Below are 13,787 nucleotides of genomic sequence, written 5' to 3'. Positions count from 1 at the left end.
ATGAACGTTAACCTCGGTCCATGGCGTCGAATCTGCGCGAGCTGACGCTCGAGCTGCGAGAGCGGCTCGAGCGCGTACGGCAAGGGGGGAGCGAACGCTCCCGGCAACGGCACACCGACCGCGGGAAGCTGCTCCCGCGCGACCGGGTGGACGGTCTCCTCGACCCCGGGTCACCGTTCCTGGAGGTGAGTCCGCTGGCGGCGTACGGGATGTACGACGACGGGGACGAGTGGGCGGTGCCGTCGGCCGGGGTGGTCGCCGGGGTCGGGCTGGTGAGCGGCCGCAAGTGCATGATCGTGGCCAACGACGCGACCGTGAAGGGTGGCACCTACTACCCGCTGACGGTCAAGAAGCACCTGCGGGCACAGACGATCGCGGCCGAGAACAACCTCCCGTGCATCTACCTCGTCGACTCCGGCGGGGCGTTCCTGCCGAAGCAGGACGAGGTCTTCCCCGACCGTGAGCACTTCGGGCGGATCTTCTTCAACCAGGCCAACATGTCCGCGCGCGGGATCCCGCAGATCGCCTCCGTGATGGGTTCATGCACCGCCGGTGGCGCCTACGTCCCGGCGATGAGCGACGAGACCGTGATCGTGCGCGACCAGGGCACGATCTTCCTCGGCGGGCCGCCGCTGGTGAAGGCGGCCACGGGCGAGGAGGTCACCGCGGAGGAGCTCGGCGGCGGGCTCGTCCACGCGACGAAGTCGGGTGTCGTCGACCATCTGGCCGACGACGACAAGCACGCGCTCGAGATCGTCCGTGGCATCGTCTCGACCTTGCCGGAGCAGGAGACGCGGACGACGACGTACGACGAGCCGGTGGAATCTCCCGAGACCCTCGCCGACGTGGTGCCCGCAGACACGAAGACGCCCTATGACGTACGCGAGGTGATCCGCCGCATCGTCGACGGGTCCAAGCTGCAGGAGTTCAAGGCGCTCTACGGGGAGACGCTGGTCTGCGGGTTCGCCCACATCGAGGGGCAGCCGGTCGGCATCGTCGCCAACAACGGCATCCTCTTCTCCGAGTCGGCGCTCAAGGGCGCCCACTTCGTGGAGCTGTGCAACCAGCGCGGCATCCCGCTGGTGTTCCTGCAGAACATCACCGGGTTCATGGTCGGCAAGGAGTACGAGAACAAGGGCATCGCCCGCGACGGCGCCAAGCTCGTCACCGCCGTCGCCTGCTCGGTGGTCCCGAAGTTCACCGTCGTCATCGGCGGGTCCTACGGCGCCGGCAACTACGGCATGTGCGGGCGTGCGTACGACCCGAGATTCCTGTGGATGTGGCCCAACGCGCGGATCTCGGTCATGGGTGGCGAGCAGGCCGCATCGGTGCTCGCGACCGTCGCCGGCAAGCCGGACGACGAGGAGTTCAAGGCGCCGATCCGGGACCAGTACGAGACCCAGGGCTCTCCCTACTACGCCACCGCGCGCCTGTGGGATGACGGCATCATCGACCCCGCCGACACCCGACGGGTGCTGGCGATGGGGCTCGCGGTGGCGGCGAACGCGCCGACGCCCGAGCCCCGCTACGGAATTTTCAGGATGTGACTGGGATGTTTGAGTCTGGGATGTTCGAGAGTGTTCTGGTCGCCAACCGCGGCGAGATCGCGCGACGCGTCTTCCGCACCTGTCGTGAGCTGGGGATCCGCACGGTCGCGATCTACACCGCGCTCGACGCGGACGCGCCCCACGTACGCGACGCCGACGAGGCCGTCGAGGTCGCGTCCTACCTCGACGCCGACGCGGTGGTCGCGGCCGCCGCAGAGGCAGGTGCCGAGGCCGTCCACCCGGGCTACGGGTTCCTCTCCGAGCGGGCCGAGTTCGCACGCGCGGTGGCGAAGGCGGGGCTGACCTGGGTCGGTCCGACGCCCGAGGTGATCGAGCAGATGGGCCGCAAGGACGCGGCCCGGGAGATCGCGGTCGCCGCCGGCGTACCTGTGGTTCCGCGGGGCGAGGACAGCCCCTACCCGCTGCTGGTCAAGGCCGCGGCGGGTGGCGGCGGCAAGGGCATGCGGATCGTCCGCTCGCCGGAGGAGCTGGACGAGGCTCGAGCCGCGGCTGCCCGCGAGGCGCTGAGCGCGTTCGGCGACGAGACCCTGCTGATCGAGAAGTACGTCGAGCGTGGCCGTCACATCGAGGTGCAGGTCTTCGGCGACACCCACGGCAACGTCATCCACCTCTTCGAGCGGGACTGCTCGGTCCAGCGCCGTCACCAGAAGGTGATCGAAGAGGCGCCCGCACCGACGCTCACTGACGAGCAGCGGAACCTGGTCCTGACCAGCGCCGTCGCGCTCGCTCGCCAGGTCGACTACACCGGCGCCGGGACGGTCGAGTTCCTTCTCGACGAGGCGTCCGGCGAGGCGTACTTCCTGGAGATGAACACCCGCCTCCAGGTCGAGCACCCGGTCACCGAGGAGGCGGTCCGCATCGACGGGTCCGCCGCCGATCTCGTCGCGCTCCAGCTCCGGGTCGCCGCCGGTGAGCCGCTGGGCATCGCCCAGGACGACGTACGCATCGACGGCCACGCCATCGAGGTCCGGGTCTACGCGGAGGACGCCTTCGAGGGCTTCCTGCCACAGGCCGGCCGTACCTCGATCGTGCGCTGGCCCGAGAGCGCTCGCGTGGAGCACGCTCTGGAGAGCGAGCAGGTGGTCAGCACCGCCTACGACCCGATGCTCGCCAAGGTCATCGTCCACGGCGCCGACCGCGAAGAGGCCCGTACGGCGATGGTCAAGGCGCTCGACGCGACCGCCGTCCTCGGGCTGACCACCAACACCGGCTTCCTGCGCGTGCTGGCCGCCTCCGACGCCTTCCGGGACGCGGAGATCGACACCGCCTGGCTCGACCGCAACGAGGTGCCCGCACCCGACCCCGAAGTGCCGCGCGCGCTCGTCGCCTGGGTCAGCGCGATGCTGTCGGCGGCGTCGGACACCACGACGCCGTTCCGCGCCGACGGCTGGCGCCTCGCCGGCTCCCCGGCACCGACCGTCGTCGAACTCGACCGCAGCGTCACCGTCGACCGCCCCTCGGGCGGCGTGGATGACCATCTGGTCCGGCAGATCAGCGCGGCCGACCACGTCCTCGTCGCCATCGTCGACGGCGTACGCCACTGGGCGGCCATCAACGTCCAGCCCGGCCTCGCCGAGATCGTCCACCAAGGACACCGCTTCGACTTCTCCCCGCCCGACCGCGTCGCCGGCGCCGCCGCCCACCACAGCGACGGCGCAGTCGAGGCCAAGATGCCCGGCACCGTCATCGACGTACGCGTCCAGGTCGGCGACCAGGTCGAGGAGGGCCAGGTCCTCGGTGTCATGGAGGCGATGAAGATGGAGGTCTCCCTCAAGGCCCCGTTCGCCGGCACCGTGACCGTGGTCGGCGCGTCATCGGGATCCCAGGTCCCCCTCGGCGCGGAACTGTTCGTGGTGGAGCCGACCGATGCCTGACCGCGGCCCGTGTAACACGTCGTTCGTGGGTCTTTCCGGTCGTTCCAATAGGGCGAATAGTCCTACGAACAGCGTGTTACACGTGGAACGAACCCACCAGGAGCCGACTCCATGACTGATCTCCCCGCAGTCGTACGCCACGACAACCTGCCCAGCAGGATCACGATCTACGAGGTCGGTGCGCGTGACGGCCTCCAGAACGAGAAGACGGCGATCGACACCGGCGTCAAGGCAGACCTAATCACCCGGCTGCTCGATGCCGGGCTGAGCCCGGTGGAGGCGACGAGCTTCGTGCACCCGAAGTGGGTGCCGCAGCTGGCCGATGCGAAGGAGCTGATGACGGAGCTCGTCGACAGGCTCGGCGACAGGGCGAGAGAGCTCCCGGTGCTCGTCCCCAACGAGAGGGGCCTCGACCGGGCGCTCGAGCTGGGGCTGCGGCACATCGCGATCTTCGGCAGCGCGACGGAGACGTTCGCCAACAAGAACCTCAACCAGACCTTCGACGGCCAGTGGGCGCTGTTCGAGCCGACGATGAGCCGCGCTAAGGCGGAAGGCATGACCGTCCGCGGCTACCTGTCGATGTGCTTCGGCGACCCCTGGGAGGGCCAGGTGGAGATCGCGAAGGTGGTCGAGGCGGGCAAGCGGCTCCTGGATCTCGGTGCCGACGAGCTCAGCCTCGGGGACACGATCGGCGTCGCGACCGCCGGCCATGTGAAGGCTCTGATCCAGGCGTTCGGCGACGCGGGCGTCACGACCGACCGGCTCGCGCTGCACTTCCACGACACGTACGGCCAGGCCCTGGCCAACACCCTCGCCGGCCTCCAGTCGGGGGTGACGACCTACGACGCCAGCGCCGGCGGCCTGGGCGGTTGCCCCTATGCCAAGTCAGCCACCGGCAACCTGGCCACCGAGGACCTGCTCTGGATGCTCGACGGTCTCGGGATCGAGCACGGCGTCGATCTCGACAAGGTCGCCGACACGAGCAGCTGGCTCGCCGGCCACCTCGGCAGGCCGAGCCCATCGGCCGTCGTACGTGCCTTGCGGTCCTAGCTGGAGACACGCCCTAGACTGCATCCAAGAGTGACGGCCGGGTGACAAAAGACGGACCGCCGCGACAATCTCTACTAACTTGGTGCAGAATAGCGGGATCATGGCGCGCAAAGTCTTCCTCCACGTCGGCGCTCCGAAGACGGGCACGACGTACCTCCAGGACAGGTTGTTCCACAACCGGGTGTCCCTGGAGAAGCATGGCGTCTTCTACCCGGTCGGCGGCCAGCCCGACTTCTTCCGGCCGGCGCTCGACCTGATCGACCGTCCGTGGGGCGGAATGAGGAAGACGGTCCACGGCGAGTGGGACACGCTGGTCAAACGGGTGCGCCGCGACGAGTCCGAGACGATCCTGATCAGCCACCACCTCTTCGCCGGGGCCCGGCCCGACCGGGTCGAGAAGGCGATGACCGACCTCGGCGAGGGCGGACGCACCGAGGTGCACATCGTCTACACCGCCCGCGACATCGCGCGCGTGCTGGCGGCGGAGTGGCAGGACCAGGTGCAGCGCGAGCGCAAGGTCACCTTCGCGCGCTACCTTGAGCGGATGCAGACCGCGAAGCAGTCGCGCTCGGCCGCCTGGTTCTGGCGTACGCACGGCCTGCCCGACGTGCTCAGCCGGTGGGGTCGCAACCTGCCGCCGGAGCGCGTGCACCTGGTCACCGTGCCGCACGACGGCGCGCCGAGCGAGCTGCTCTGGCGCCGGTTCTGCGAGGTCGTCGGCATCGAGGAGTCCTGGACCCCGATCGACAGCGACCGCCACAACCAGTCGCTCGGCCGCGCCGAGGCGACGCTGCTGCGCCGGCTCAACGCGCGGCTCGAGTCGCAGGAGCTCCCCCGCGAGGACTACCGCCACATGGTCACCGAGGTGATCGCCAAGCGCACCCTCGCCCACCGCGACGGTCGAGAGCGGGTCACCATCCCGCCGACCACCTTCGACTGGGCCGACCAGGTCGCCGAATCCTGGATCGAGTGGGCCGAGCTGGCCAAGGTCGACATCGCCGGCGACCTCGACGACCTCCGCCCGCAGCGACCCGACGCCGACGTCGAGTGGATCGACCCGGACGCGCCGCGCACCAAGGACGTCGCCGACGCGGCGATCGACGCCCTGGTCGCGGTCGTCGTCGAGGCGGCCCGCACCGACCCGCCCCAGCGCCCCGTCGCCTCCCGCGCCGCCAGTCTGATGCGGCGGGTCAAGGGGCGACGCTCCTGATGCCAGCTGCACCCACCAGGGGTTGGGGTTGGGCCGCGCACCTGCGCGAGGGCGGTACGACTCCTTGGGCATCCTGGTCCGAGCCCGCCACGCCCTTCACGACCGACCACCTGCCGGGTGCCGAGATGCTCGAGCTGCTGCGGCGGCTCAATGAGACAGGTCCGTCCGAGCCTGATCGGGTGGACGCCCTGCTGCGCACGAGCCCGCCCGGCCGAGGCCGCCGCGACCTGCCGCTGCTCGGGGACACCTATACGAGGACGTACGGCCCGCTGCCGGTCGATCCGGCGGCGCTGTCGGCGCGGGAGCTGCTGAGAGCGGCGAGCGTGCTGCTTGCCGAGGACCTGCTCGCCACCGTGGAGACGGCGCCCTCGCGGCGTCCGCGAAGGTGGTCGCGCCGGCCCAAGAAGTCGGAGCCTGACCAGGAGAAGTTCCCCTATCGCCTGGTCGGCTCGCCGTGGCTCACGCTGCCCATCCGCGAGGAGCTGGAGCGGCAGGGAAGGCTGCCCGGCGCCGATGGCTACACCGTCTACGTCCTCGGCGGCCCGCTGGACGAGATCGCCGCCGGCGCGTGGAGGTTCCGCACCTTCACCAACCGGGTCAACCCATGGCACATCTGGATCCGAGACGCACAGTGGCGCGGTTGGCTCGGCCCCCGTGCCGATCTGCCCAGGATCGCCCGCTGGTGGGCCCGACGGGTCGGGAAGGACCGCGTCGAGATCGTCACCGATCCCGCCCTGCTGCCCGGCCTGCTCGGCGTGGACAGCCTGCCCGGCCCCTGGTCGATCTCGGCCGAGGGCAACGAGGTCGCTCGCGTGATCGGGCAGGTTCTCAGCGTACGAACCGATCTGGAGACCCAGCGGAAGCTGCTGGTCGACCGGCTGCGACCGCGGTTGGAGAAGCTCGAACCGCTCGTTCCGGACGCCCGGGAGGTCGGCGCTCCCGCGGAAAGTTTGAATTGGGTCGAAACACAGGCGCGGGCCCAACGTGATGCATTGGTAGAAGCCGGATACGCTCTCCACGGAGACCCTGACCGGCTGCTCCCCTCGGGGGCGGCGACGCAGGGTCCCGACGAGCGCCGGGCGCTGGTGCTCGCGTTGTCATTGCTGGCGGGGCGTTCCTAGAGGAGTAGAACGTTGGAGACTGGGCGGCGCGTGCTGCTTCATGTCGGCACCCCGAAGACGGGCACGTCCTATCTTCAAGACGTCCTCTTCCACAACCGGGAGTCCCTTGCCGAGCAGGGAGTCCACTACTTCGCCGACCGCTTCGACGCGCACTTCCTGGCGGCGCTCGACCTGATGGACCTGCCCTGGGGCGGCATCGAGGAGGAGGCGACCGGCGCCTGGGACGCCCTCGCGGAGAAGGTGCGCTCCGTCGAGAACGGCACCGTGATCATCTCCCACGAGATCCTGGCGACCGCGTCCTGGCAGCAGGCCAAGCACGCGCTGGACTCGCTGGGCGACTCCGAGATCCACATCATGCTCTCCGCGCGCGACCTGGCCCGGCAGATCCCGGCCGAGTGGCAGGAGAACGTCAAGCACCGCTCGGTCGTGACCTACGCCGAGTTCCTCGAGGAGATCCGCGACCCCGCCCGCGAGGGCCGGATCGGATCGTGGTTCTGGGGTGTCCAGGAGCTGCCCGACATCCTCGACCGGTGGACCCAGGGCATCGCGCCCGAGCGCGTCCACCTGATCACCGTCCCGCCGCCGGGGTCGTCCTCGTCGCTGCTGTGGGAGCGGTTCTCCACCGCCTTCGGCCTCGACGACCTGACCATCGACTTCGAGGGGATCGACCGCGGCAACCCGTCCCTCGGTGTGCCCGAGGCGGCGCTGCTCCGCGAGATCAACCTGGCGGTCGTGCCGGTGCTCGAGCCGGCCGACTACCGCCCCTTCGTACGCGAGTTCCTGGCCCACCGCACGCTGGCCAAGCGCCGCGACTCCGCTCGCCTGGCGCTCTCCCCCTCGATCCTGCCGTGGGTCGAGTCGCTCTCCGAGAGCTGGGTCAAGGCGCTGTCGGGACGTGGCTACGACGTGGTCGGCGGGCTGGATGAGCTGCTGGTCCCCGCTGACCTGGCCGACAAGCCGTTCGTCGACCCGGACACCATCTCCTCGCGCGAGGTCCTCGACGCCGGCGTCGCCACGATCGACGCGCTGCTCCAGGAGGCCATCCGGCTGCGCAAGTCCGAGGCCCGGCTGGAGGACGAGGTCGGCGAGCTGCGCGCCGAGCTCGAGCACACCCGGTCGCTGGTGCCGAAGCAGCGTGCCCGCGAGGGTCTCGAGCGGCGCTGGTGGGGCCGCGCGGTCCTGAAGGTCTACCGCCTCATCCGCCGCTAGAGGATCGCCTCGAGCCGTCCCGCGGCCCGGGCGCGGTCGAAGACGTGCACCCGGTCCCAGGAGCCGTCGGCGTCCCCGAAGGTCGCCGCGGTCAGGAGCCGCGGCTGGTCGTCGGTCCAGCGATGCCAGTGGCGCTCGAAGGCCTCCGTACGGACCATCCGGCCCCGCTCGTGCTGGCCGTCGATCGCCGCGATGCGCGGCACATCGATCATGACCAGCGACGTACGCCAGCCGCGGGCGCGGGCGATCCGCCCGAGCAGCTCGCGCCGACCGGGCCGGGTGGCCGGGTCGTGGACGAGGAGGGTGTGGCCACCGAGGGTCGGGCCGAGCAGGACCAGGACCAGGGTCGCGATCGCGTGCCACAGGTGCACCAGCGGCCGGTAGAGGCGGTAGGGCACCTCCGGCAGCCGTGCCGCGAGCCAGCGCCCCGGGGTCTCCGGGTCGAGGGTGCGTACGTCGGGACGCCGGTCGGCCACGTCGCGGATCAGCGTGCTCTTGCCGGCGCCGGGTACGCCGCCCAGGAGGAGCAGGTGAGGTCTCACCTCGACCCCGGCAGCGCGGGCTGGGCTGATCGGGGCGTACGTCGTGTCGAGGGTCATCTGCTGCTCCTCCCAAGCGGACACCAACAGTGTGGAGTTCCGTGCTCTGAGGAACGTTGGACGGACCTGTGAAGTTCCTGTGAGCCGGGCTCAGCCGTTCTCGGGGTGACGCGGCAACAGCTCGCGCGAGGCGTAGCGACCGATCTGGTAGGTCATCCACCCATCGGCCCCTCCACCGACGACACCGCCGACCAGCGGTATCCGCTTGGCGGCCATGGAGATCATGCCCCTGCCGGTGACCCGGCTGAGCAGCTCCTGGGCCACCTCCGAGGCGACGATGGCATCGATCGCGCGGTCGTAGGTCGGAGCGGTCGCGACCGCCATCGGCGGAGCCGGGATCTTCCTCTCCTGGATCTGCTTGCCGACCTTCTCCTCGCTCAGGAGGGTGAGCAGGATGGCGTTACGCACCCGAGGATCGGTCAGGTCGTAGCCACGGAGATGCGCGATCGCGGCCACCATGCGGCACTGGATGATGGCCATCCCGGTGATGTTGGCCGGGAGCGTGATCGCCTGGGTGACCAGACCGCCGATGTTGGTCGCGAAGCCGCCGACACCGGCCAGCCGCACGTGGTTGTCGATGACGTGCTTCACCGCGAGCTCGACGTCGTTGTCGTGGTCCTTGAGGTGCTTCTCGGCAGCCGCGGCCGCTGCGGGGAGCGGGCCGACCCCGACGATCGCGTGGTGCAGCGCCTGCCGGACCACGGTGGTGGTCACGCCGGGAGCGGACTGGATGACCTTGGGTGCGAGCCGGCCAGCCGCACTGGTGAGCACTGCCTTGGGACCGATCATGAGGCAAATCTTAAGTGTGTGGTGGTTGGTGCCGCAGGGGGCGATAACGTTTCGTCGTGGCGAAACTTCGGGGACCGATCGAACCCGAGCCCTCGCCGTGGGCCTTCGCCGACCTCCGGGACCCAGGCGAGGGCCATGGCGGGGCCGATCTGGACGATCTGGTGGGGATGGGCGCGGACGTTGCGCCCGGGACACTCCTGGCTGCGTACCGGCACGGGATCTTCCCGATGCCCGGGGAGTCCCAGCGCGATCCGATGATGTGGTTCTCGCCGGTCAGGCGCGGCGTACTTCCGCTGGACGGGCTCGTCGTCTCGCGGTCCCTGCGCAGGTCGGTGCGGGACTTCGAGATCAGGATCGACACCAGCTTCGACGAGGTGGTGGCCTCGTGTGCCGACCCGCGCCGGCCCCACGGCTGGATCGACAAACGGATCCGCCGGGCGTACGGCAACCTGCACGAGCTGGGCTGGGCGCACTCGGTCGAGGCGTGGCAGGACGATCGCCTGGTCGGCGGGCTCTACGGGGTCGCGATCGGCGGTCTCTTCGCCGGGGAGTCGATGTTCCACCGGGTCCGAGACGCGTCCAAGGTCGCCCTGGTCGGGCTGGTCTCGGCGCTGCGCGAGGCGGGGTCGATCGACCAGCGGATCCTGGACGTGCAGTGGCGCACCGACCATCTGGCCTCGCTCGGCGTCGTCGAGGTGGGTCGTAACGACTACCTCGACCGCCTGGAGAAGGCGCTCAGGCTGCCGCTCCCGGAGGCGTTCGGCGGTCCTCCGGCCCAGTCCTAGCGGTGGTCCTAGAGGACGTACGCCTCGGCGCCGGTCTCGCTGACCATCGGTCGCCCGGCGGCAGCCCAGTCGAGCATCCCGCCGGCGAGGTTGACGACCTCGAAGCCCTGCTGGGCGAGGTAGTTGACCGCCTGGGCGCTGCGTCCGCCGACCTTGCAGACCACCAGGGTCTGGCCCTCGGGAAGCTCGCCGAGGCGCGCCGGGAGCTCTTGGAGCGGGATGTGGGTCGCGCCCTCGATGTGGCCCGCTGCCCACTCGTCGTCCTCCCGGACGTCCAGGACGGCCACGGGCAGGGGATCGGGCACTCCAGCGATCTCGACGGTGGGGATGGTCACCCGTCAAGCCTACTTGAGGAGCCGGGACATCCGGCGATCGGCGAGCGGCTTCCCGCCGGTCTGACAGGTGGGGCAGTACTGCAGGCTCGAGTCGGCGAAACTGACCTCGAGGACCGTGTCTCCGCAGACCGGACACTTCTTGCCGGCCTTGCCGTGCACGGCAAGGTTGGACTTCTTCTCGCCCTTCAGCTCGCTCATCGCCAGGCCGGAGTCGCGCTCGACGGCCTCCTCGAGGGTCGTCCGCAGCGCGTTGTAGAGGCTCTCCGACTCCTCCTCGGTCATCTCGGCGGGCTTGAACGGCGACATCTTCGCCGCCCACAGGATCTCGTCGGAGTAGGCATTGCCGATGCCCGCGATGATCGACTGCATCCGCAGCACGCCCTTGATCTGCTTACGGCCCTGACCTGCGAGGATCTCGCGGAAGCGGGCCAGCGTGAAGTCGTCGGCGAGCGGGTCGGGGCCCAGCGAGGCGACGCCCGGGACGTCCTGCGGATCGTGGACGACGTAGAGCGCCAGGCGCTTCTTGGTGCCGCCCTCGGTGATGTCCAGCCCGGTGTCGTCGTCGAGCACGACCCGGATCGCCAGCCCTGACTTCGATCCCGGGCGAGGCGGCGCCGCCGGGACCTCGTCACGCCACCTGATCCAGCCGCCGCGGGCCAGGTGCAGCACCAGGTGGACGCCGCTCGCCTCGATGTCGATGAACTTGCCGTGGCGGGTCACGTTGTCGACGAGCGTGCCCTCGACCGCGGTCAGCGGCGGATCGTACGTCTTCAGGGCGCTGAACTGCGCGACGTGCACCTTCGTGATCGCACGGCCGTCGAGGCGCCCGCGCAGGTCCTCGGCGAGCGCTTCCACCTCGGGGAGTTCCGGCATGTCCGCGAGTCTAGATCGTCAGGCTTGCGCGAGGGGAGGAAATCCCGCTACGATCGAACACACGTTCGACGCTAGCGATCGATGTGAGAGTCTGCGCCTTTCTAAGATCCATCCTAGAAAGGTGAATAGAGACCTACGCTCATGAAAGATGTGGCTCGCTAGCCAAATCTAAGACGCGTCCTATAGATGTGGATATCGTCTGATCATGGACCCCATCCGCAATCCGTACGCTCCTGGCGCCGGTCAGCGGCCCCCCGAGCTCGCTGGTCGTAACGAGCAGCTCGGGCAGTTCGACGTGGTGCTGGAGCGGGTGGCGCGCGGTCGTCCGGAGCGGTCGCTGGTGCTCACCGGGCTCCGCGGCGTCGGCAAGACGGTCCTGCTCAACACGCTGCGGTCGGCGGCGGTCCGCAAGGGCTGGGGCACCGGGAAGATGGAGGCGCGCCCCGACCAGTCGCTGCGCCGGCCGCTGTCGAGCGCCCTGCACCAGGCGGTGCGTGAGCTGGGGCATCCGAGCTCCGACGATGTCGACCACGTGCTCGGCGTGATCCGCTCCTTCGCCCAGCGGGAGGCCGGTCCCAACGCCAAGCTGCGCGAGCAGTGGTCGCCAGGCATCGAGGCGCCGGCGGTGCGGGGCCGGGCCGACTCCGGTGACATAGAGATCGACCTGGTCGAGCTGCTCACCGACGTCGGCGGGCTCGCCGCAGACGTGGGCAAGGGCGTCGGCGTCTTCATCGACGAGATGCAGGACCTCGGCCCCGACGACGTCTCGGCGATGTGTGCCGCCTGCCACGAGATCAGCCAGTCGGGGCTGCCTGTGATCGTCGTCGGCGCCGGCCTGCCGCACCTGCCGGCCGTGCTCTCGGCGAGCAAGTCCTACTCCGAGCGGCTCTTCTCCTACCAGCGCATCGACCGTCTGCAGCGCGACGCCGCCGACCGCGCCCTTGCCGCCCCCGCGGGCGAGGAGGAGGCCGAGTTCGAAGCAGCCGCACTCGCGGAGATGTACGCCGCCACCGGCGGTTATCCCTACTTCATCCAGGCCTACGGCAAGACCGTGTGGGACCAGGCGCCCCGCTCCCCGATCACCGTCGAGGACGTGAAGGTCGCTGCCCCCGAAGCCGAGCGCGAGCTGGCGGTCGGCTTCTTCGGCTCACGCTACGAGCGCGCCACCCCTGCCGAGCGGGACTACCTGCGGGCGATGGCCGACGCAGCCGTCGAGCTCGGCGCCGACGACATCGGCACCGTCGCCACCGCGGACGTCGCCGCCTTCCTGAACAAGAAGCCGCAGTCGCTCTCCCCGGCACGTGATGCGCTGATGAAGAAGGGCCTGATCTACTCCGGTGAACGCGGCCGGATCGCCTTCACGGTCCCTCATTTCGGCCGCTACCTGCGCCAGCAGGGCTGATTCGGCCGGGCCGTAGCGAGATGCCGTCAGCGACGACGCGGGACCGGGTTTCAGGCGATCGCTTGAGCCAGCTCGATGATGTATCCGCTGTTGTCGCGGATCATCGCGAGGCGCTGACCGATGGGTTCGACCTCGAATGGTCGGCGAGGAACTCGACGGTCTTCTGCTTGAGGGTGCCGACTGTCGCGTCGAGGTCCGCCCCTCGCAGGCACAGGTGGATGATGCCCGGCCGGGACAGGTGGCCGGGCACGTCAACAGTGGGATCAGCCGGCACACACGTATCTGGTCGCCCTTAACTCGTGCACGCTGGGGCTGACCCACGATTCCGGCGGCGTCCGCGCTGGCTCCGTGCCCCTCGCCGTGGACTCCTCACGCAGCCCGCGCTCAAGCTCCTCAGCACGGCGATCAGAATGACCTGGAAGCGGCAACCCCGCACTGATAGTTTGCCTGTCGGTGGATCGTTTGGTTCGCCGATGGGGCCACTTCAGGCCTCGTGCCGACCGGGCGGCAGGAGGATCGATCGCAGTGCTTGCAGATCCGAGCCAGACGACGCGTAAATCGCGGACGGTCTTGGCCTTCGTTGCGCTATTCACGATCACATTCGTGGTGTCAACCGCCATCACCACATCGTTCAGCGCCGGCGAGCTCTCGGGATTGCTGTTGACCGCTTTCCTAGCAGCAGCTGCAACGACCCTCATCGGATGGCTGACACTGATGGCATTCTCGTACACCGTGTCTTTCGGCGGACGCAGACCAGTTCCGCTGGCTTCTGCTTCTTTGGTGGCTGCTCTTGTCAGTGGCGTTGTCTGCGCCCTCGCGCTCATTGTCAGCATCCTGAGCGGACACACCTTTGCTGGACCCATCCTCGCGCTTCAGCTCGTCTGGAGTTTCGCGCTCGGTGCACTCGGGATTCTTGCCTTGGCAGGCAGCCGTTGAGGAACCGGCTTGATGTCGAGTGTCACCCGTTGATTG

Annotated in this window: 14 protein-coding genes; 9 read left to right on the top strand and 5 right to left on the bottom strand. The window is 69.4% G+C overall.

Annotated elements, in window-relative coordinates; all coding sequences use genetic code 11:
• Positions 1-20: 20 nt before the first annotated feature.
• The 6 genes from OH802_RS03550 to OH802_RS03525 all read left to right on the top strand — a co-directional run bounded on the left by OH802_RS03550 (position 21) and on the right by OH802_RS03525 (position 8,032).
• On the top strand, positions 21-1,547 hold the full coding sequence (locus tag OH802_RS03550) for a carboxyl transferase domain-containing protein (protein WP_406025164.1): 1,527 nt from the start codon (positions 21-23) through the stop codon (positions 1,545-1,547).
• 20 nt (positions 1,548-1,567) lie between these two features.
• Complete coding sequence (locus tag OH802_RS03545) at positions 1,568-3,442, top strand: acetyl/propionyl/methylcrotonyl-CoA carboxylase subunit alpha (protein ID WP_406025162.1); 1,875 nt, start codon at positions 1,568-1,570, stop codon at positions 3,440-3,442.
• A 111-nt stretch (positions 3,443-3,553) separates the two neighbouring features.
• A complete protein-coding gene (locus OH802_RS03540; protein ID WP_406025160.1) occupies positions 3,554-4,492 on the top strand; it encodes a hydroxymethylglutaryl-CoA lyase in 939 nt (312 codons plus the stop codon).
• A 100-nt stretch (positions 4,493-4,592) separates the two neighbouring features.
• A complete protein-coding gene (locus OH802_RS03535) occupies positions 4,593-5,702 on the top strand; it encodes a hypothetical protein (RefSeq protein WP_406025158.1) in 1,110 nt (369 codons plus the stop codon).
• The gene (locus OH802_RS03530) at positions 5,702-6,823 is read left to right on the top strand and encodes a hypothetical protein (protein WP_406025156.1); all 1,122 of its coding nucleotides are present in this window, start codon (positions 5,702-5,704) and stop codon (positions 6,821-6,823) included. Before OH802_RS03535 ends, OH802_RS03530 begins: the two co-directional genes overlap by 1 nt.
• Before the next feature lie 30 nt (positions 6,824-6,853).
• Positions 6,854-8,032: a hypothetical protein gene (locus tag OH802_RS03525; RefSeq protein WP_406025154.1), complete on the top strand. Its 1,179-nt coding sequence runs from the start codon at positions 6,854-6,856 to the stop codon at positions 8,030-8,032.
• On the opposite strand, the gene OH802_RS03520 is transcribed toward OH802_RS03525, so the two are convergent.
• Both OH802_RS03520 and OH802_RS03515 read right to left on the bottom strand, forming a co-directional pair.
• Positions 8,029-8,631: an AAA family ATPase gene (locus OH802_RS03520; protein WP_406025152.1), complete on the bottom strand. Its 603-nt coding sequence runs from the start codon at positions 8,629-8,631 to the stop codon at positions 8,029-8,031. The genes OH802_RS03525 and OH802_RS03520 overlap by 4 nt on opposite strands.
• Before the next feature lie 90 nt (positions 8,632-8,721).
• A complete protein-coding gene (locus OH802_RS03515; RefSeq protein WP_406025150.1) occupies positions 8,722-9,420 on the bottom strand; it encodes an EcsC family protein in 699 nt (232 codons plus the stop codon).
• A gap of 56 nt (positions 9,421-9,476) precedes the next feature.
• Between OH802_RS03515 and aat the strand changes: the two genes are divergently transcribed.
• A complete protein-coding gene (gene aat, locus OH802_RS03510) occupies positions 9,477-10,205 on the top strand; it encodes a leucyl/phenylalanyl-tRNA--protein transferase (protein WP_406025148.1) in 729 nt (242 codons plus the stop codon).
• A gap of 8 nt (positions 10,206-10,213) precedes the next feature.
• Here aat and OH802_RS03505 read toward each other — a convergent pair whose 3' ends face one another.
• The gene (locus OH802_RS03505; RefSeq protein WP_355228780.1) at positions 10,214-10,540 is read right to left on the bottom strand and encodes a rhodanese-like domain-containing protein; all 327 of its coding nucleotides are present in this window, start codon (positions 10,538-10,540) and stop codon (positions 10,214-10,216) included.
• 9 nt (positions 10,541-10,549) lie between these two features.
• Positions 10,550-11,413 (bottom strand): Fpg/Nei family DNA glycosylase, encoded by an 864-nt coding sequence (locus tag OH802_RS03500; protein ID WP_406025146.1) that lies wholly within the window; start codon positions 11,411-11,413, stop codon positions 10,550-10,552.
• Between the two features lie 205 nt (positions 11,414-11,618).
• Here OH802_RS03500 and OH802_RS03495 point away from each other — a divergent pair, with 205 nt between their 5' ends.
• Positions 11,619-12,815 carry an AAA family ATPase gene (locus OH802_RS03495; RefSeq protein ID WP_406025144.1) on the top strand — a complete coding sequence of 399 codons (1,197 nt, stop codon included), beginning with the start codon at positions 11,619-11,621 and terminating at the stop codon, positions 12,813-12,815.
• 100 nt (positions 12,816-12,915) lie between these two features.
• Here OH802_RS03495 and OH802_RS03490 read toward each other — a convergent pair whose 3' ends face one another.
• Entirely contained in the window at positions 12,916-13,065 is a 150-nt protein-coding gene (locus OH802_RS03490) for a hypothetical protein (protein ID WP_406025142.1), read from the bottom strand.
• 275 nt (positions 13,066-13,340) lie between these two features.
• Between OH802_RS03490 and OH802_RS03485 the strand changes: the two genes are divergently transcribed.
• Complete coding sequence (locus OH802_RS03485) at positions 13,341-13,751, top strand: hypothetical protein (RefSeq protein WP_406025140.1); 411 nt, start codon at positions 13,341-13,343, stop codon at positions 13,749-13,751.
• Positions 13,752-13,787 lie beyond the last annotated feature (36 nt).

Source organism: Nocardioides sp. NBC_00850 (genome assembly GCF_045207335.1).
Taxonomy (GTDB): domain Bacteria; phylum Actinomycetota; class Actinomycetes; order Propionibacteriales; family Nocardioidaceae; genus Nocardioides.
The sequence above is the reverse complement of the archived record's forward strand: the minus strand, read 5'-3'. Positions and strand labels throughout refer to the sequence as shown.

Coding starts and splice junctions, on each gene's coding strand:
- OH802_RS03495 (WP_406025144.1), top strand. CDS start 11,619: ATGGACCCCATCCGCAATCCGTACGCTCCTGGCGCCGGTCAGCGGCCC.
- OH802_RS03530 (WP_406025156.1), top strand. CDS start 5,702: ATGCCAGCTGCACCCACCAGGGGTTGGGGTTGGGCCGCGCACCTGCGC.
- OH802_RS03500 (WP_406025146.1), bottom strand. CDS start 11,413: ATGCCGGAACTCCCCGAGGTGGAAGCGCTCGCCGAGGACCTGCGCGGG.
- OH802_RS03515 (WP_406025150.1), bottom strand. CDS start 9,420: ATGATCGGTCCCAAGGCAGTGCTCACCAGTGCGGCTGGCCGGCTCGCA.
- OH802_RS03550 (WP_406025164.1), top strand. CDS start 21: ATGGCGTCGAATCTGCGCGAGCTGACGCTCGAGCTGCGAGAGCGGCTC.
- OH802_RS03545 (WP_406025162.1), top strand. CDS start 1,568: ATGTTCGAGAGTGTTCTGGTCGCCAACCGCGGCGAGATCGCGCGACGC.
- OH802_RS03535 (WP_406025158.1), top strand. CDS start 4,593: ATGGCGCGCAAAGTCTTCCTCCACGTCGGCGCTCCGAAGACGGGCACG.
- OH802_RS03540 (WP_406025160.1), top strand. CDS start 3,554: ATGACTGATCTCCCCGCAGTCGTACGCCACGACAACCTGCCCAGCAGG.
- OH802_RS03520 (WP_406025152.1), bottom strand. CDS start 8,631: ATGACCCTCGACACGACGTACGCCCCGATCAGCCCAGCCCGCGCTGCC.